19 protein-coding genes are annotated in these 16633 nt (G+C 26.9%); 14 read left to right on the top strand and 5 right to left on the bottom strand.

The genetic code is table 11. The features are described from left to right. Positions 1 to 8: 8 nt before the first annotated feature. Both HMPREF0202_RS05650 and HMPREF0202_RS05645 read right to left on the bottom strand, forming a co-directional pair. Complete coding sequence (locus HMPREF0202_RS05650; RefSeq protein ID WP_023050084.1) at positions 9 to 740, bottom strand: LytR/AlgR family response regulator transcription factor; 732 nt, start codon at positions 738 to 740, stop codon at positions 9 to 11. Continuing rightward, positions 741 to 2402: a LytS/YhcK type 5TM receptor domain-containing protein gene (locus tag HMPREF0202_RS05645; protein WP_023050083.1), complete on the bottom strand. Its 1662-nt coding sequence runs from the start codon at positions 2400 to 2402 to the stop codon at positions 741 to 743. A 109-nt stretch (positions 2403 to 2511) separates the two neighbouring features. Here HMPREF0202_RS05645 and HMPREF0202_RS05640 point away from each other — a divergent pair, with 109 nt between their 5' ends. From HMPREF0202_RS05640 to HMPREF0202_RS05630, 3 genes are all read left to right on the top strand, one after another. Next, positions 2512 to 2910 carry an acyl-CoA thioesterase gene (locus HMPREF0202_RS05640; RefSeq protein WP_023050082.1) on the top strand — a complete coding sequence of 133 codons (399 nt, stop codon included), beginning with the start codon at positions 2512 to 2514 and terminating at the stop codon, positions 2908 to 2910. A 23-nt stretch (positions 2911 to 2933) separates the two neighbouring features. Then, complete coding sequence (locus HMPREF0202_RS05635; protein ID WP_023050081.1) at positions 2934 to 4274, top strand: deoxyribodipyrimidine photo-lyase; 1341 nt, start codon at positions 2934 to 2936, stop codon at positions 4272 to 4274. A 66-nt stretch (positions 4275 to 4340) separates the two neighbouring features. Further along, on the top strand, positions 4341 to 4697 hold the full coding sequence (locus HMPREF0202_RS05630; protein ID WP_023050080.1) for a hypothetical protein: 357 nt from the start codon (positions 4341 to 4343) through the stop codon (positions 4695 to 4697). Positions 4698 to 4726: 29 nt separating this feature from the next. Here the strand turns inward: HMPREF0202_RS05630 and HMPREF0202_RS05625 are convergent, their stop codons facing one another. Further along, positions 4727 to 5092, bottom strand: coding sequence for a C-GCAxxG-C-C family (seleno)protein (locus HMPREF0202_RS05625; protein ID WP_023050079.1), 366 nt, complete (start codon positions 5090 to 5092; stop codon positions 4727 to 4729). A 144-nt stretch (positions 5093 to 5236) separates the two neighbouring features. Here HMPREF0202_RS05625 and HMPREF0202_RS05620 point away from each other — a divergent pair, with 144 nt between their 5' ends. Beyond that, positions 5237 to 5497, top strand: coding sequence for a hypothetical protein (locus HMPREF0202_RS05620; RefSeq protein ID WP_023050078.1), 261 nt, complete (start codon positions 5237 to 5239; stop codon positions 5495 to 5497). Between the two features lie 32 nt (positions 5498 to 5529). Here HMPREF0202_RS05620 and HMPREF0202_RS05615 read toward each other — a convergent pair whose 3' ends face one another. After that, positions 5530 to 5868, bottom strand: a complete 339-nt coding sequence (locus HMPREF0202_RS05615) for a hypothetical protein (protein WP_040406542.1) — start codon at positions 5866 to 5868, stop codon at positions 5530 to 5532. A gap of 119 nt (positions 5869 to 5987) precedes the next feature. On the opposite strand from HMPREF0202_RS05615, the gene HMPREF0202_RS05610 reads away from it, so the two are divergent. The 6 genes from HMPREF0202_RS05610 (at position 5988) to HMPREF0202_RS15070 (ending at position 10765) form a co-directional block, all read left to right on the top strand. Beyond that, positions 5988 to 6794: a tRNA lysidine(34) synthetase gene (locus HMPREF0202_RS05610; protein WP_023050076.1), complete on the top strand. Its 807-nt coding sequence runs from the start codon at positions 5988 to 5990 to the stop codon at positions 6792 to 6794. Between the two features lies 1 nt (position 6795). Next, the gene (locus HMPREF0202_RS05605; protein ID WP_245576450.1) at positions 6796 to 7740 is read left to right on the top strand and encodes a tRNA 2-thiocytidine biosynthesis TtcA family protein; all 945 of its coding nucleotides are present in this window, start codon (positions 6796 to 6798) and stop codon (positions 7738 to 7740) included. A gap of 97 nt (positions 7741 to 7837) precedes the next feature. Continuing rightward, positions 7838 to 8059, top strand: a complete 222-nt coding sequence (locus HMPREF0202_RS05600) for a FeoA family protein (RefSeq protein ID WP_023050074.1) — start codon at positions 7838 to 7840, stop codon at positions 8057 to 8059. A gap of 93 nt (positions 8060 to 8152) precedes the next feature. Continuing rightward, complete coding sequence (locus tag HMPREF0202_RS05595; protein ID WP_023050073.1) at positions 8153 to 8380, top strand: FeoA family protein; 228 nt, start codon at positions 8153 to 8155, stop codon at positions 8378 to 8380. 10 nt (positions 8381 to 8390) lie between these two features. After that, positions 8391 to 10592 carry a ferrous iron transport protein B gene (gene feoB / locus HMPREF0202_RS05590; RefSeq protein WP_040406540.1) on the top strand — a complete coding sequence of 734 codons (2202 nt, stop codon included), beginning with the start codon at positions 8391 to 8393 and terminating at the stop codon, positions 10590 to 10592. Positions 10593 to 10615: 23 nt separating this feature from the next. Then, entirely contained in the window at positions 10616 to 10765 is a 150-nt protein-coding gene (locus HMPREF0202_RS15070; RefSeq protein ID WP_023050071.1) for a hypothetical protein, read from the top strand. Positions 10766 to 10807: 42 nt separating this feature from the next. Here the strand turns inward: HMPREF0202_RS15070 and HMPREF0202_RS05585 are convergent, their stop codons facing one another. Next, a complete protein-coding gene (locus HMPREF0202_RS05585; protein ID WP_023050070.1) occupies positions 10808 to 11194 on the bottom strand; it encodes a PG0541 family transporter-associated protein in 387 nt (128 codons plus the stop codon). A 211-nt stretch (positions 11195 to 11405) separates the two neighbouring features. On the opposite strand from HMPREF0202_RS05585, the gene HMPREF0202_RS05580 reads away from it, so the two are divergent. The 4 genes from HMPREF0202_RS05580 to tilS all read left to right on the top strand — a co-directional run. Next, positions 11406 to 12992 (top strand): DEAD/DEAH box helicase, encoded by a 1587-nt coding sequence (locus tag HMPREF0202_RS05580; protein WP_023050069.1) that lies wholly within the window; start codon positions 11406 to 11408, stop codon positions 12990 to 12992. Between the two features lie 75 nt (positions 12993 to 13067). Next, complete coding sequence (gene mltG, locus HMPREF0202_RS05575; protein ID WP_023050068.1) at positions 13068 to 14024, top strand: endolytic transglycosylase MltG; 957 nt, start codon at positions 13068 to 13070, stop codon at positions 14022 to 14024. A gap of 18 nt (positions 14025 to 14042) precedes the next feature. After that, the gene (locus HMPREF0202_RS05570) at positions 14043 to 15698 is read left to right on the top strand and encodes a B12-binding domain-containing radical SAM protein (RefSeq protein WP_023050067.1); all 1656 of its coding nucleotides are present in this window, start codon (positions 14043 to 14045) and stop codon (positions 15696 to 15698) included. A gap of 83 nt (positions 15699 to 15781) precedes the next feature. After that, positions 15782 to 16633, top strand: an 852-nt coding sequence (gene tilS, locus HMPREF0202_RS05565) for a tRNA lysidine(34) synthetase TilS (protein ID WP_023050066.1), incomplete at its 3' end; no start/stop codon positions are given.

The following is a 16633-nucleotide window of genomic DNA, read 5'->3' as shown; positions in this document are numbered from 1 at the left end:
CCTTTTTATTATTTTATAGTTAATATCTCTTTTAGCTCTTTAACTTTATTTCTACTAACAGGAATTTTAAAGTTACAGTTTGAAACTTTCAAGATATAAGTTCCATTAAACCAGGGTTCTACTTCAACAATCTTATCAATATTTACAATATAAGAACGATGTCCTCTGAAAAAGATATTTTCTGATAAAATATTTTCAAGTTGTGAGATTTTTAATTTAGAGGTATACATATTAGATGCTGTAAAAATATGAGTTTCTTTTTCATCAGCTTCAATATAGAGTATATCATCAGTAGATAAAACAACCATTTTAGAATCTAGATTTACAGTTATTTTTTTGATATTAAAATCTTTAATTAGATTTTCATTATCATTTTTATCAAGTTCTTCTACTAAATTATTTAAAACTTTTATAATTCTTTCTTCAGAATAAGGTTTTAGAATATAATCAAAAGCTTTAATTTCAAAGGCATCTATTGCAAAATCTTTATATGCTGTTATAAAAACTAACTTTATATTTTTGTTAAATCGATGTATGATTTTACCTAAACTCATCCCATCTAATTCTGGCATATTTATATCTAAGAAAACAACATCAACATTATTTCCTTCAATATACTTTAAGGCATCTATGGGATTTTCAAACTCTTTATTGATTTGAAAATTATTGTTGTTATTAATAAAATATTTTAACTCCTCTCTAGCAGGGAATTCATCTTCAATAATTACACAATTAAGCATCTATTCCTCCTGATTTATATAAAATGATATTTTAGTTCCTTTTTCAAGTTTTTCAATTAATAAACCTTTACCATATATAAGTTTTAAACGATTGTGAACATTTTTTAGACCAATATTTTTTTCAATTTTTTTATTAATATTATTAATAATATCTTGATCGATTCCAACTCCGTTATCTTCAATGGAAACTAAACATTTCAAATAAACTTTTTTTATAGAAATTTTAACTATTCCACTTTCTCTTTGTTTTAAAATACCATGTTTAATACTATTTTCAACAAGAGGTTGAATTGTTAAACTGGGAATTTTTATTGTATCTAAATCTTCATCAAAATCATAAATAATTTCAAATCGATTATGAAAACGTGCCTTTTCAATATTGATATAAGCTTTAACTTGTTCTAATTCCTTTTTTATTGGAACTAAATTAACAGAATTTTCAAGATTGTATCTTAAATAAGTTGATAAATCTATTATTATTTCCCTTGCCCTAGTTGGATTAAATCTTACAAAAGACGCGGTAGTGTTTAAAGCATTGAATAAAAAATGTGGATTTATCTGATTTTGAAGAGCTTTTAATTCAGCATCTCTAGCCATAGTTTTTAAATTTTCCATTTTACTAATTTCTAATTGAGTTGAAATTAATTGGGATAGACCAATAGCTAAATATTTTTTTCGTGCTGTAATATTTTCTTCATTTTTAAAATAAATTTTTAAAGTTCCAGAAACTTTTTCATCTTGAAAAAGAGGAGCGATTATACAAGACTTGATACCTTCTTCAGAATAGGAAAAATCATTAAATTCACTATTTCTATCAAAAATTAAAATCTCACCAGAACTTAAAACTTTTTTTGTGCCTTCACTTTGAATCTCTCTATCTTTAAGACAAAGATTGTTATTTTTAGAAGCATTAGCAATAATAACTTCTTTATCAGTTATAACTACAATCTCAGCTTTCAAGGACTCTAAAAGAATTTTACAGATACTATCTAGAGATTCTCCTTTTTTAAAGAAGGGTAAAGTTTTATTAGCAATTTCAAGAGCTAGTTTAGCTTGTGTTCCTGCTTCTCTTTCTTTCTCCTCTAAAATCTCTTCAGTAATTATAATGATAACGGCGACTCCAATTCCATTTATAAAAATCATAGGAAGGTATAAATTTTTTACAATATCCATAGCAAGAATTTTATCTTCTGCAAAAAGAAGTATAAAAAGCATACTTAAGTTTTCTACAAAAACACCAGCAAAAAATCCCAAAAGAGATCTATTGTTAGAGTTTGCTTTTTTATATAAATAGCTTGTTATAAATCCCCCAAGAATAGTAGCTATAGCACATGGAATAGCTGTTAGTCTGCTAACACCAACAGAAGCTCTATGGATACCAGCAACAATACCAGAGATTATAGCAACTTCAGGACCAGCAAGCATCCCACCAACGACAACACCAATATTTCTTGTATTAGCAATGGCTCCCTTGTAATCAACACCAATATAAGTTCCTAAGATAGCTAAACTAGAAAAAGTAAGCGAGAGTAGAAGCATATCTTTTTTTGTATATTTTTCTCTACTAAAAATACTACGAGCACTCTTAAATCGAGAGAAGAAAAAAGCGATAGCTATTATATACCCGAGGGTATTGAAAAGTTTATGAGCTAATTCAAACATTAAAACACCTCAAAATTATGATATTAATTATATCATATAAAAAAGAAAATTAACAAATGAGAGAAAATAATTGTTATAATAGATAAAAAAATATTTAAGGAGGAGTATCATGTTTTCAGTTAATTATAAAGTTACAATATCAGATATAAATTATGGAGGACATATGGGTAATGAAAGAGCGTTGTTGTTATTTCAACAATCTAGAATAGAGCTGTTTAAAAGTTTAGGAGTAACTGAAATAAATGTTGGAGACAATGTCGGTACAATTCAAAAAGATGCACATGTTTATTATAAAGGCGAGGTATATTTAGGAGATGAATTGACAATAATAATAAAAAATATAGATATAAAAAAAGCATCATTAAATTTTATATATAGCGTAGAAAAAAGTGAGGGAGGAGTTGTATTAGAGGGGAGTACAATCATTGTAGCTTTTGATTATGGAAAGAAAAAGGTAGTAAGATTCTCTCAAGAGTTTTTAAATGAATTAGAAAAAATCTTTTTATAATATAAATATTATGAGGTGTGCATATGAGTTTATTTAAAGATTCAAGAATAAAATATTTAAAAAATGATAAGAAAGCAGAAGGACAACATATAATATATTGGATGCAAGAAAGTCAAAGAACGAGATATAATTTTGCTTTAAATGAAGCAATATATTTATCTCAAAAAAATAAAATACCTCTTTATGTTGTATTTAATTATTTAAACAGTTATCCAGAAGCATCTAAAAGACATTACGATTTTATGCTACAAGGTTTAAAAGATGTAAAAGAATCTCTTGATCAAAAAGGTATCAAGTTTATTTTATTAGAAGGAGATCCTTTAGAAAATATAATTAAAGTCTGTAAAAAAGCAAAAGTTGTTATTTGGGATAAAAGTTATTTGAAAAATCAAAAGGAAGTAAAAGAGAAATTGCTAAAATGTATAGATAGTACAATTTTAGAGATTGAAAGTAATGTTATCATTCCTGTGGAGTTAGTTAGTACTAAAGAGGAGTATAGTGCAAAAACTTTAAGAGATAAATATAGAAAAATAGAAACTTTAAATGAAGAAAGTTTTAATGAAGAAAAATATTTTTTTATAGAAAATTTGGATAATGTTCTAGAGGAGTTAGACTGTTCTGATAAATATATACCAAAGATAAAAAAAAATTTAGATGGAGGTTTTTTAGGGGGAGAGAGGGAAGCTGTAAAAATTTTAGAGAGTTTTATAAAAAATGATTTAAAATTTTATTTAAATAAAGGACCTGATAATGAAAGAAGTTCGAAATTATCACCCTATTTACATTTTGGGCAAATATCTCCTGTAGAAATTAAACATAATATTGAAAAATTAAGTAATGAATTGATTAATGAAAAAAATAGTTTTTTAGAAGAAGTTATAATAAGAAGGGAATTAGCAATTAATTTTGTCTACTATAATAAAAATTATGATAATTGGCTAGGAATAACATATGAGTGGGCTTATAAAACATTAGAAAAACATGCAAATGATAAAAGAGAATATATTTATAGTGAAAAGGAGTTGGAAGAGTTTAAAACACACGATAAATATTGGAATGCGTGTCAAAAACAGATGTTAGATATGGGATATATGGATAGTTATATGAGGATGTACTGGTGTAAAAAAATATTAGAATGGAGTCTTACTCCCCAAAAAGCATATGAAATAGCAATAAAGCTTAATAATAAATACTTTTATGATGGAAGAGATCCTAACTCTTATGCAGGAGTTGCTTGGTGTTTTGGAAAGCATGATCGAGCATGGAAAGAGAGGGAGGTATTTGGTAAAGTTAGATATATGAATAGCGATGGGTTGAAAAGAAAGTTTGATATAGAAAAATATGTAGAAAAATATTTAAAATAAAAAGGAAAAGTAATCTGTTTGAACAACAATAGTATATAACACTTTAAAATTTAAGGAGGAGTTAAAATGAAAAAAATAAAGTTGGTTTCATTATTAGCATTAAGTGTATTTATATTAGCATGTTCAGGTGAAAAAGAAGAAGCAAAACCAGCAGCAACACCTACAACAACAGAGTCAACATCAGTTCCAGGAGATAAAGTTTCTACTGATGAAAATGCACAAAAAATGACAGAAAAGCCATCTACAGAGAATGCAGTTCAGGAAGCTGTAACAGAGAATGCTGAAAATGCAACTAAATCAGCAGTTGAAACTGTTGAAAAAGCAACTGATAAAATTGGGGAAGAGTTAGATAAGGCTGGAGATAAAGCAAAAGATAAGATAGATGAAGGTGTAGATGCAATAAAAGAAAAAGTTGCTAACTAAAATAGAAAAGGAGTAGATATTCTACTCCTTTAATTTTTACTTAAAATTTCTTCTAATTTTTCATAAGTGAAGCTAACAATTTCGCTACAACTAACATTTGATTTTTTCAAATCTACACAAAGTTCAGAATTAAACTTATTTTTAATTTCTTTTAATAAATTATTAGCCAAAGATCTAGCTTTATTCTCTTCTTGATAAGTTTCTCTACCTTTAAGATAGCCAATAACAAGAACAGCGGCATTAACAGCACCACAAAGGCTACCAATAGTTGCTCCAGTTCCCATACCGCTTCCTAAAGCAACAGGAATTTCAGTATTGTTATTTTTATTAAATGAATCAATAATAGATTCAGCACAATTTAACTGTCCTTTAACATAAGTCACTTTTTTATTCATAAAACACTCCTTTAAAATAGAATACCTAATTGATTATATTATTCAAAAGTACTGGTGTCAATGATTAGTATAAATAAAATCAATTTGAAAAATAGTTGATAAAGGAGTAAAGTATTATAAATTTATATCATAAAGGGGGAAGTTATGGTATTAAGAAAATATAGATTGGTTGCGGTTTCAATTTTTAGAATTTTTACAGAAATTTTATATGAGATTTTAAAAAAGTTCTCAGTTATTTATTATTTATTATTTGTTTTTGGATTATTATTTTCAATAAAAAATAACAATGTAACTAAAGAGGCTGTTATAGTTTCAACATTTTTTTTAATTTTTACATGGGGATACTGCAAGTTTTACAATAAATTACATAATTTTTTATATCGAATAGAATTGGAATTAACTTAAAAGGAGAACTCTATAGTTCTCCTTTTAAGTTCTTAATATGTGTAAGTAAAAGCTTTTTCAGTTAAAACTTTAATCTTAGAATAATCGATATCTTCATCTTTAGAAGAACATCCTCCAGAAGAGCAACCACCTTTAGAAGAACACCCTCCAGAAGAGCAACTACCACAAGAACTTTCATCTTCTCCTTTTTCATAATCAGGATTTCTTTTAAGAAAATCATCATAACTCTCTAAATATCCTTGGTTTATTAGAGATATATATATTTCTTCAAGTTCAATAGAATCAATACCTAAATTTTTCATAATGGCACCATCACTATAAACCATTCCACTTTTTAAAAATTCTAAAACATTTTTTTCTATATTATTCATAAATTTAATCACCTCATTTGTTCGAATAACACATTTTAGCACAAAAAAAAAGAATTGTTAATTTTTTTGCAAGCATGGTATAATGGAGTAAAAGTCTATACTATATTGTTGGAGGATTAATGGAAGAAAAAGTTTTTGAAACAAAAAAAGAAATGGTTGAATATTCAATAAGAAGTACTTATAGAAAGAAAATATGGTCGAAATTTACAAAGGCGATAAAAGACTTTGATTTAATACAAGATGGAGATAAAATAGCTGTAGGAGTATCAGGTGGAAAGGATAGTTTATTATTATCAAAATTATTTCAAGAATTAAAAAGAGATAAAAGTAAAAATTTTGAAGTAGCCTTTATATCAATGAATCCAGGATTTGGATCTATGGATTTAGAGCAATTTAAAATTAATTTAGAAGAGCTTGGAATTCCATGTGAAATATTTGATGCAAATGTTTGGGAAGTGGCCTTTGAATCGTCTCCTGATAGTCCTTGTTTTTTATGTGCAAAAATGAGAAGAGGAGTTCTTTACAGCAAGGTAGAGGAGTTAGGATATAATAAATTAGCTTTAGGACATCATTTTGATGATTTAGTAGAAACTACTTTAATAAATATGTTTTATGCAGGGACTACAAAAACAATGATTCCTAAAGTAAAATCAACAAGTGGAAGATTAGAGTTAATAAGACCATTAATTTATATAAAAGAAAATGATATTATAAATTTCACGAAAAAAAATGAAATTATGGCAATGGCTTGTGGCTGTCCAATTGAATCTGGGAAAGTTGATTCAAAGAGAAAAGAGATTAAAAATCTACTATCGACTTTAGAGAAAACAAATCCTCAGATAAAGCAAAGTATATTTAATTCGATGAAAAATATAAATTTAGATTATGTATTAGGGTATGTATCTGAAGCAAAAAAAGGAGAGTAGTGTGTTAAAAATAGATAATATAAAAGAGTTAAATGGCTACACATTTCAATCTTTTACTTTTGAAGTTAAAGAAAATATAGTTTTAATTAATAATTTAAAAGATGAAATAAAAATAGAGATAACGTATACTGAAAATAAAATAATAAAATTAATTGATAAAATTTATAAACAAACAGGATTAAAAATAAATTTAAATAAATTAGATGATAGAGAAATTTTATCGTTTATTCAAGATAAGGGTTTTGAAAAAACATTATGGAGCCCAATAGGAAGGGCAATGCATGATTACAATATGATTGAAGAGGGCGATAGAATTGCTGTTGGGATATCAGGAGGAAAAGATAGTTTAACAGTTTTAAATGCTTTAATAAGAATAAAAAAAATATCGGGAATAAATTTTGAATTATTTCCAATTCATATTCATCCAGTTGAAGAGGGTGGGAAATATGGTGATATAAAAGACTATTGCTCTAAATTAGGAGTAGAATTACAAGTAATAGAGACATCAATAGGTGAAAGTATTTTGACTAATGAAGATTTAAAAAATCCATGTTTTATGTGTGCAAGAGTAAGAAGAGGGCTTCTGTATAAAGAGATGAAGAAACAAAATATAAATAAGTTAGTATTAGGTCATCATAAAGATGATATAATAGAAACGTTTTTATTAAATGTTTTATATCAAGGAAATATGGGGGTAATGAAACCTGCTTATCATTCAGAGGAGTATGGGTTGAAAGTTATTAGACCCTTAGCATATGTGGAAGAAAAAGAAACAATCAGGTATGCAAAAAAATTAGGATTACCAATTTTACATAATGACTGTCCATATGAAACAAGTGATAATTCAAAACGTTTAAAAGTAAAAAAGATGATAGAGGAATTGGCAAAAGATAGTCCAAATGTAAGAAGTGTAATGTTAAATAGTATAAAAGATCTATTTGTTTAAAGAAAACTTTGATTATTAAAGTTTTATCCTTGACAAATGTTATTTAGTGGAATATAATTCATGTATAAATAACAAATAATACTAGGAGGTTTATTCTATGACGCCATTAGTTTTTGCAGAACAAAATAAAGAGTTTGTTATAAAAGAGATAAAGGGAAGAGATAAAGATAAGAATAGACTAACAGAAAAAGGATTTTGTATAGGAAATAAAATATGCTTACTAAGAGATGATCAAAGTAACTATATAGTAAAAATAAATGACACTAAATATGTTTTAAATTTTGGATTAGCAAATAAGATAATAATTGACAATGAATAATATTAAATCACAGTTATCTACTGTGATTTAAATTTTCCAAATATATTTTGAGTTTCAAAATATATTTATAACTAATAAGTTGGGAGGCTTGGAATGAAATTAACAGAGTTAAAAAGAGGAGAATCAGCTAAAATCGTCAAAATTGGGAAAATTGGCGAATTAAAAAAAAGGTTAGTTGATATGGGTGTAACAGCTGGAGAGATAATAAAACTTGAAAGAAATGCTCCTTTAGGAGACCCGCAAGAGTTTATTGTAAAATCAACAAATATCGCTATAAGAAAACAAGATGCACAAAATATTGAAATAGAGATAGATGGATAGGAGATTAAAGATGATAAAAATAGCATTTACAGGAAATCCAAATGTAGGAAAATCAGCATTAATAAATGCAATAGCTGGTTCAAATTTAAAAGTAGGAAATTGGGCTGGTGTAACAGTTGAGAAAAAAGAGGCTGAGTTTGAGTATAAAGGTGAAAAAATTCAATGTATTGATTTGCCAGGAGTTTATAGTTTAAGTCCATATACTTTAGAAGAAACTATAACTAGAGACTTCATAATTAATGAAAAACCAGACGTTATAATTAATATAGTTGACTCTACAAACTTAGAGAGAAACTTATATTTAACAATGTTATTAAAAGAATTAGAAAAACCGATGATTATGGCTTTAAATTTTTATGATGAATTTGAAAAGTTAAATTATAAATTAGATGTTAAAAAATTTGTAGATATGATTGAGATGGATGTGATAATGACATCTGCAACAAAAAGAACAGGGGTTCAAGAGTTGCTTGATAAAGCGTTAGTTATAGCAAAAGAATCTAAAGAAAATAAAAAATATACATTGTTATTTGATAAATGTTTAGAGGAAGCTATTGGAGAAGTTAAATGTAAAATAAATTGTGATGAAAAGTTACAAAAAGCTTCTGAAAAATTTGGAATGGACTTTTTAGCAATAAAATTATTAGAGCAAGATAAGCATTTATTAGAAATTTTAAAAACAGAGTATAAATATGAAGAGGATAGTAGTATATTAAAAATTACAAAACAGCTTGAAGATGATCACGATGAGGATATTGAAACTATATTTGCAGAAGGAAGATATGGAACAGTTAAAGGAATATTAGCTAAAACATTTACAACTTCAATAAAATCTAGATTAGATTTTACAGATAAGGTTGATAGAGTTCTATTAAATAAATATTTAGGGTTACCAATATTTTTCTTAATAATAGTAGGATTAATGGGAACTGTATTTAATGGATCAGCTCCTTTAATCGATTGGGTTGATGGATTTGTAAATGATTATATAGGTAAATATGTAAGTATGTTAATAGATGAAAATACTCCTAATTGGTTAGCATCATTAGTTATGGATGGAATTTTAGGAGGGGTAGGAGGAGTAGTTGTGTTTGTTCCTCTTATGTTATATTTATATTTCTTCTTAGCAATATTAGAAGAAAGTGGTTATATGTCTAGAGTTGCTTTTTTAATGGATAAAATAATGACAAAATTAGGATTAAATGGTAAAGCCTTTGTTCCTATGGTATTAGGATTTGGATGTACAGTTCCAGCAATTTATGCTACAAGAACTTTAGAGGACGAATCATCAAGAAGACTGACAGCAGCGATGGCACCATTTATGTCATGTGGTGCTAGACTTCCAGTATATGGATTATTTACAGCAGCATTCTTTGGTGCTAAAGCTGGAATGGTTGTAATGTCATTATATGTATTAGGAATTGTTGTGGCTATTTTAACGGGATTAGCTTTAAAGAATTTTGAAATGTTTAAGGCCGAGGGAAGAGCGTTGCTGATAGAGTTACCACCGTATAGAGTGCCAAGTTTAAGAGTTATTGTAAAATCAACATTGACTAGAACTGGATCATATTTAAAAAAGGCTACAACAATTATAATGGGGATGCTAATGATTTTATGGGCATTAACATATTTTCCAAATAATGGAGATACTGCAAACTCTTATATGGCTAAATTTGGAAAAACGTTCCAAGGAGTTCTAAAGCCAACAGGATTTGCGGATAGATGGGAAACAGTTGCAGCAATACCACCTAGTTTAGCAGCAAAAGAGATAGTAGTAGGATTTATGGCACAAGTATTAGTAGGAGATAAGGATGCTCAAGAGATTGAAGATGAGGTAAATCATGAAACGACATTTATAGAGGATACTGTTGATCAATTAGCAGGGCTAGGAGTGGCTATTAAAGATTCGATACTTGGTGTTGTTAGTTTAGATATTAAGGGGCTGTTTAGTGTTCCTGATGAATCTGAGATTGAAGAGGAAGGAAGCGGTGTTGTAGCAGCTACAAAAATGTTGTGGACAGATGAGTTAGCTCCTTTAAGAGCATATTCATTTATGGTATTTATTTTATTAGTAGTTCCTTGTGTTGTAACATTAGGAGCTATAAAACAAGAGTTTGGATATAAGTTTACAGGATTTATAATAGGGATGTTATTAGTAGTACCATACATCGTGTCAACACTTGTATTCCAAATTGGAAAGTTGTTTTTTTAACTTTTCTATCTGAGGAGGCAAATATGAAAACTTTAGTTTTAATAGGGATAGTTGCAATAATTGGAGGAATAGCCTTAAAAAGTTTATATAAAATGTTAAAAGGTGAAAGTGGATGTAGCTGTTCAAAAGGCAAAAATGGGAATTGTAGTTTAAAAGATAAATGTAAACATTAATTTTAAATAAAAAGGAGTAATTCATCGAATTACTCCTTTTTATTATTCATCATCTTTTAACCAATGAACTTTTTCGGTTGAATCATCAGGTTCAATATCAACACTCATCATATTATAGATAAAATCGTCTAAAGGACAAACTAAAACAGCCATAACTACATTATCAGGAAGTCCCATTCTAAAGCTTTTTAATTTTTTTAAAAGTAACTCTACTTTGAAACCAGATACGATAAGGTGAAAAACAGCTTCAGATCCAGGCCAAACATGGTTATTTAAGTGTCTAATTCCATGTTCCCAGCTACCTTCTAGTTTAGATTGAATAGTATAGTAATGAAAACCAATTGAATGTAAAAATGTCTGTAGATTATTTTTTTGAGAATCATTAATATATATAACTACTCTTTTTGTATTTTTTCTATCAACAACCATAAAAGACCGCCTCCTATAAAATATGATTAATACTTTATTACTATATTTTTTTTAAAAAATCAATATATGAATATGGTAAAAATTCTTACAGAATAAGAACATGTAAAAAAACAACTCATAACTAATAAATAAAAATTTAAAAAAAGTACACATTTTTATAAATCTATGTTATAATCTAATGAATGAATATAAATAATTTAAGGAAGTGAATATGGAAAAAATATTAACATTTAGAGATTTAGGTTTAACTGAAAAAACTTTAAAGCCTCTAGAAAAAAAAGGTTTTGAACAGCCAAGTCCAATACAGGCTTTAACTATACCAGCATTATTAAATGGAGAAAAGGACATAATTGGTCAAGCACAAACAGGAACAGGAAAAACTGCAGCGTTCTCTTTACCAATTCTTGAAAAAATAGAGAAAAGTACAGGACATGTACAAGCTATAATATTAGCGCCAACAAGAGAGTTAGCAGTTCAAGTAGCTGAAGAGATGAACTCATTAGCACACGGAAGAAAATTAAAAATAATTCCAGTTTATGGAGGACAATCATTAGAGCAACAAAAAAGACAACTTAACAAAGGTGTTGATATTGTTGTAGGTACTCCAGGAAGAGTAATGGATTTAATGAACAGACAGGTTTTAAAATTAAATAACATTGATTATTTCATATTAGACGAAGCAGATGAGATGTTAAATATGGGATTCGTTGAGGATATTGAGCATATCTTAACTCAAACTAACGAAGATAAAAGAATGTTATTCTTCTCAGCAACTATGCCAGCAGAAATTTTAAAAATAGCAAAATCTCATATGAGAGAGCATGAAGTATTAGCAGTTAAGAAAAAAGAATTAACAACAAACTTAACAGAGCAAATTTACTTTGAAGTAAAAGAGAAAGATAAATTTGAGGCTTTATGCAGAATAATTGATATCGAGTTAGATTTCTATGGAATTGTTTTCTGTAGAACTAAAAATGATGTAAATGAGCTTGTAGGAAAATTACAAGATAGAGGATATGATGTTGAAGGATTACACGGAGATATCAGTCAAAATCATAGAGAAGTTACTTTAAGAAGATTTAAAAATAAAAACTTAAATATTCTTATTGCAACAGACGTAGCAGCAAGAGGTATAGATGTAAATGATTTAACACATGTTATAAACTATGCAATTCCTCAAGAGGCAGAAAGTTACGTACATAGAATTGGAAGAACAGGAAGAGCTGGAAAACAAGGTACAGCAATAACATTTATAACTCCATCTGAGTATAGAAAGTTACTTCAAATTCAAAGAATAACAAAAACAGAGATTAAAAAAGAGCAAGTTCCAGGAGTAAAGGATGTAATCTTAGCTAAGAAAACTAGATTGTTTGATAGTGTTAAGAACATTATATCAAATGGAGATGCAGAATCTTACTATGATATGGCAAAAGAATTATTAACTCAAGAGACAACTCCAATTGAAGTTATAGCAGCTATATTAAAGAATTTCTATGATGAGGAATTAGAGGAAACAAACTACTCTGATATAGAGAGTGTTTCACTTGATAAAACAGGAAAGACAAGACTATTTATAGCTCTTGGTAAGAAAGATAAAATGACTCCTAGAAAATTAGTTGACTTAATATCTAAAAAGACTAAAGTTCATGAATCAAAATTAAAAGGTGTAGAAGTATATGAGAACTTCTCATTTGTTTCTGTTCCATTTGTTGAGGCTGAAACAATAGTTGATATTTTCCAAAAAGATAGAAAAGGAAAGAAAGCTTTAATCGAAAAGGCAAAACAATCAAGAAAGTAATTGAATAAAAATAAAAAAGCTGTAACTAGGGAAACCAAAGTACAGCTTTTTTCAACATAAAAATGGGAGAGTGTTATGAAAAAGAAAATCTTAATATTGTTATTTTTGATAATAACAATACCAGTGGCTCTTTTTAAATTTTATTCAATAAAAATAGAGGAAAAAAGAGATTATAAAGTTCAAGTTAATCTAAAACAAGGTACAAGTTTAACTAGTGTTTTTAATAAATTGGGAATTGATAAATCAATTATTTTTAAAATATTTTTAAAATATGAAAAAAATTCAGGTAAAAATATAAAAGCTGGATTTTATGAATTTGATGGAAAATATTCATATAAAGATATACTTCAAATGATGGAAGAGGGGAAAGTTAAGTATACTATTTTGACGATTCCAGAGGGATATTCAATAAAAGAGATAGGTAAATTACTTCAAGATAGAGGTATTGGAACAGAGGAAGGATTAAAAAAAGCGCTAGAAAATATAAAAGACTTCCCATATTTAACACCAAATGGGAACTATGAAGGGTATTTATATCCTGAAACTTACTATCTTTCAGTAGATACTAATGAAAATGAGATAGTAAAAGCAATGACAGGAGAATTTTTAAAAAAGTTTCCTCCAGAAAAATATCCTGATAAGAAAAAATTTTATCAGGAATTAATTATGGCATCGATTATTGAAAGAGAAGCACAATTAAAAGATGAAAAGCCTTTAATGTCATCAGTTTTTTATAATCGTTTAAAAAAAGGGATGAATTTAGGTTCAGATGCAACGGTAAACTATATATATGATTACACTAAAAGAAGAATGTATTATAAAGATTTGAAGATAGATTCTCCGTATAATACATATATGTATAAAGGATTGCCACCAGGGCCAATATCTAATCCAGATTATAACTCTGTTATGGCAGCAATAAATCCAGCTAAGACGGATTATTTGTTTTTTGTAGTAACTAGTAATGGAAAACATACATTTACAAAAACATATAAGGAACATCTAGAGGTTCAGAAAAAAAGTAATAAGTAGTTAGGAGAGATATAAATTATGGAGAAAGTAGTTTTAGTTGGAATAAATAGTCAGTTTATTCACACAAACTTAGCAATTAGATATTTAAAGAATTACGTTGAAAAATATAGTAGTTTAAAAATAAAGTTATATGAAAGCAATATAAATAATCAAATTCAAAGTATAATAACAGATCTGTTTAGGTTAAATGGAAATCACTACATTTTTTCAACATATATATGGAACAAGGAATATGTTTTTAGTATTATAAAAGAGCTAAAAAAGATAATGCCTCATATAACAGTGACTCTTGGAGGACCAGAAGTTAGTTATAATGCAAAGGAATCATTGATAGAAAATAAATCTATTGATTTTGTTTTAGTAGGAGAGGGAGAAAAGGTACTTTTAAATTTTTTAACTAATGAAAATAAGAATCAAAAAGGAGTAGCTTTTTTAAAGTCTGGAGAGTTTGCATATTTAGGTGATGAATTTCCAATAGAAAATTTAGATACAATACCATTTCCATATAATGACGAAGAATTAAAAGAAAATATAAAGATTTTATATTATGAATCAAGTAGAGGATGTCCTTTTAGTTGTTCATATTGTTTATCATCTATAGATAAAGGTGTTAGATATCTATCTTTAGAGAGAGTAAAAAGTGACTTAAAAAGATTTTTAGATTCAGGAGTAGAATTAGTAAAATTTGTAGATAGAACTTATAATTTAAGAAAAGATAGATATTTAGGAATTTGGGAATATTTATTAGAAAATTATAAAGAGGGAGTAACATTTCATTTTGAAATAAATGCTAATATTTTTGATGAGGAAATAATCGCTTTTTTAAAGAAAGTTCCAGATGGATATTTCCAATTTGAAGTGGGAGTTCAAAGTATTAATAAAGAAACAATGGATAGTATAAATAGAAGAAACTTGTTAGAAAGGCTAAGAAATAATATTAAAGCGATATCTAAAAATATTCATTTACACGTGGATTTAATAGCAGGATTACCATATGATACATATGATACGTTTAAAGATTCATTTGATTATGTATATGATTTAGATGCTGAAATGATTCAACTTGGATTCTTAAAAATTTTAAGTGGAACAAAAATAGCTAGTGAAATAGAGAAGTATGACTATAAATATATAGAATTTCCTCCATATGAAGTACTTTCTAATTGTTTTATAAAATATGAAGAGCTAGTAAAATTAAAAAATGTAGAAAAAATGTTAGATTACTATTATAATTCTGAGAAGTTTAAGTATTCAGTAAAGTTTATAATAGAAAATTATTATAATAGACCATTTGACTTTTTTGAAGATATTTCAAATTATTATGATAAACAAAATTTGTTAGGGCTAGGTCATAAAGTTGTAACTATTTTTAATAATTTAGTTAAATTTTTTGAAGAGAAAAATTTTCAAGGAAAAAATATTTTTATAGAGTATTTAAAATTAGATTATTTACTTTTAGGAAAGCCAGGTGTATATCCTGAATGGTTCATTTCTAATAAAGATAAAGAAAAATATAATAATATAATAATTGAAAAAGATTTTATATCTTCAAGAGAGGGATATAAAAAGACTGAGTTTGAAAAATTTAATTATGATGTATTAAATAACAAAAATGGAGAGATTGAAATATTTTTTAACTATACAAAGAAAAAAACAATTTTAGAAACTTTTTAGTTAAAAATAAGAGGTAAAAAGAGTTTTAAAAAGAGGCTCTATATGGTATAATTCTATAAAATACTGTTTTAAAGGATAAAATTATGTTAAAAAAAATTTTGAAAAAAATAAAAGATGAAAAATTAATACAAGAGGGCGACAAAATAGTTCTTGGTTTTTCAGGAGGACCAGATTCAGTATTTTTATTAGAAGCTCTAAATTATGCTAAAAAAGAGATAAATTTTGAGTTTGTTTTAGCTCATGTTAATCATTTGTTAAGAGGAGAAAATTCAGACACAGATGAAAAATTTAGTATTGAATGTAGTGAGAGATTAAATATACCAATTTTTGTAAAAAGAGCTTCGATAGAAGAGATTGCTAAAGAAAATAATATAGGTTTAGAAGAAGCTGGAAGATTTATTAGATATGAATTTTTTAAAGATATATTGAAAAAGATTTCGGGTAATAAAATAGCAATAGCTCACAATTTAGACGATCAAATCGAAACATTTCTATTTAGACTTATTAGAGGTTCATCTTTAGAAGGATTAGAAGGAATTCCAAATAGAGAAAATATTATTAGACCAATTAACGAGGTCTATAAAAATAATATTTTAAAATTCTTAGATGAAAATAAAATTAAATATAGAATAGATGAAACTAATTTTGAAAATGATTTTACAAGAAATAGTATAAGATTAGATTTGATACCTTGGATTGAAAAAAGATACAACAATAATTTTAAAGACAAAATTTTTAATTTGATTTCAGAAATTAAAGAAGTGAATAAGATTCTAGAAATTGATTTAAAAAAATACGAAGATTTTAAAGATAATAGATGGTCTTTAAATATAGATTTAATTGAATTAGAAGAAAATTATATTCAAAGAAAGATAATTAATGAGTATTTAAAAAAATATAATTTAGAAGGTTCAAGAGAAAAAATAGGAAACATT

It is taken from the genome of Cetobacterium somerae ATCC BAA-474, from assembly GCF_000479045.1.
Taxonomy (GTDB): domain Bacteria; phylum Fusobacteriota; class Fusobacteriia; order Fusobacteriales; family Fusobacteriaceae; genus Cetobacterium_A; species Cetobacterium_A somerae.
Note: the sequence above shows the minus strand (reverse complement) of the source record. Positions and strands in the feature narration are given on the sequence as shown.

What these genes read in the sequence shown, in the direction of transcription:
- HMPREF0202_RS05650 (WP_023050084.1), bottom strand. Translation starts at nt 740, where the DNA reads ATGCTTAATTGTGTAATTATTGAAGATGAATTCCCTGCTAGAGAGGAG.
- HMPREF0202_RS05645 (WP_023050083.1), bottom strand. Translation starts at nt 2,402, where the DNA reads ATGTTTGAATTAGCTCATAAACTTTTCAATACCCTCGGGTATATAATA.
- HMPREF0202_RS05640 (WP_023050082.1), top strand. Translation starts at nt 2,512, where the DNA reads ATGTTTTCAGTTAATTATAAAGTTACAATATCAGATATAAATTATGGA.
- HMPREF0202_RS05635 (WP_023050081.1), top strand. Translation starts at nt 2,934, where the DNA reads ATGAGTTTATTTAAAGATTCAAGAATAAAATATTTAAAAAATGATAAG.
- HMPREF0202_RS05630 (WP_023050080.1), top strand. Translation starts at nt 4,341, where the DNA reads ATGAAAAAAATAAAGTTGGTTTCATTATTAGCATTAAGTGTATTTATA.
- HMPREF0202_RS05625 (WP_023050079.1), bottom strand. Translation starts at nt 5,092, where the DNA reads ATGAATAAAAAAGTGACTTATGTTAAAGGACAGTTAAATTGTGCTGAA.
- HMPREF0202_RS05620 (WP_023050078.1), top strand. Translation starts at nt 5,237, where the DNA reads ATGGTATTAAGAAAATATAGATTGGTTGCGGTTTCAATTTTTAGAATT.
- HMPREF0202_RS05615 (WP_040406542.1), bottom strand. Translation starts at nt 5,868, where the DNA reads ATGAATAATATAGAAAAAAATGTTTTAGAATTTTTAAAAAGTGGAATG.
- HMPREF0202_RS05610 (WP_023050076.1), top strand. Translation starts at nt 5,988, where the DNA reads ATGGAAGAAAAAGTTTTTGAAACAAAAAAAGAAATGGTTGAATATTCA.
- HMPREF0202_RS05600 (WP_023050074.1), top strand. Translation starts at nt 7,838, where the DNA reads ATGACGCCATTAGTTTTTGCAGAACAAAATAAAGAGTTTGTTATAAAA.
- HMPREF0202_RS05595 (WP_023050073.1), top strand. Translation starts at nt 8,153, where the DNA reads ATGAAATTAACAGAGTTAAAAAGAGGAGAATCAGCTAAAATCGTCAAA.
- feoB (WP_040406540.1), top strand. Translation starts at nt 8,391, where the DNA reads ATGATAAAAATAGCATTTACAGGAAATCCAAATGTAGGAAAATCAGCA.
- HMPREF0202_RS15070 (WP_023050071.1), top strand. Translation starts at nt 10,616, where the DNA reads ATGAAAACTTTAGTTTTAATAGGGATAGTTGCAATAATTGGAGGAATA.
- HMPREF0202_RS05585 (WP_023050070.1), bottom strand. Translation starts at nt 11,194, where the DNA reads ATGGTTGTTGATAGAAAAAATACAAAAAGAGTAGTTATATATATTAAT.
- HMPREF0202_RS05580 (WP_023050069.1), top strand. Translation starts at nt 11,406, where the DNA reads ATGGAAAAAATATTAACATTTAGAGATTTAGGTTTAACTGAAAAAACT.
- mltG (WP_023050068.1), top strand. Translation starts at nt 13,068, where the DNA reads ATGAAAAAGAAAATCTTAATATTGTTATTTTTGATAATAACAATACCA.
- HMPREF0202_RS05570 (WP_023050067.1), top strand. Translation starts at nt 14,043, where the DNA reads ATGGAGAAAGTAGTTTTAGTTGGAATAAATAGTCAGTTTATTCACACA.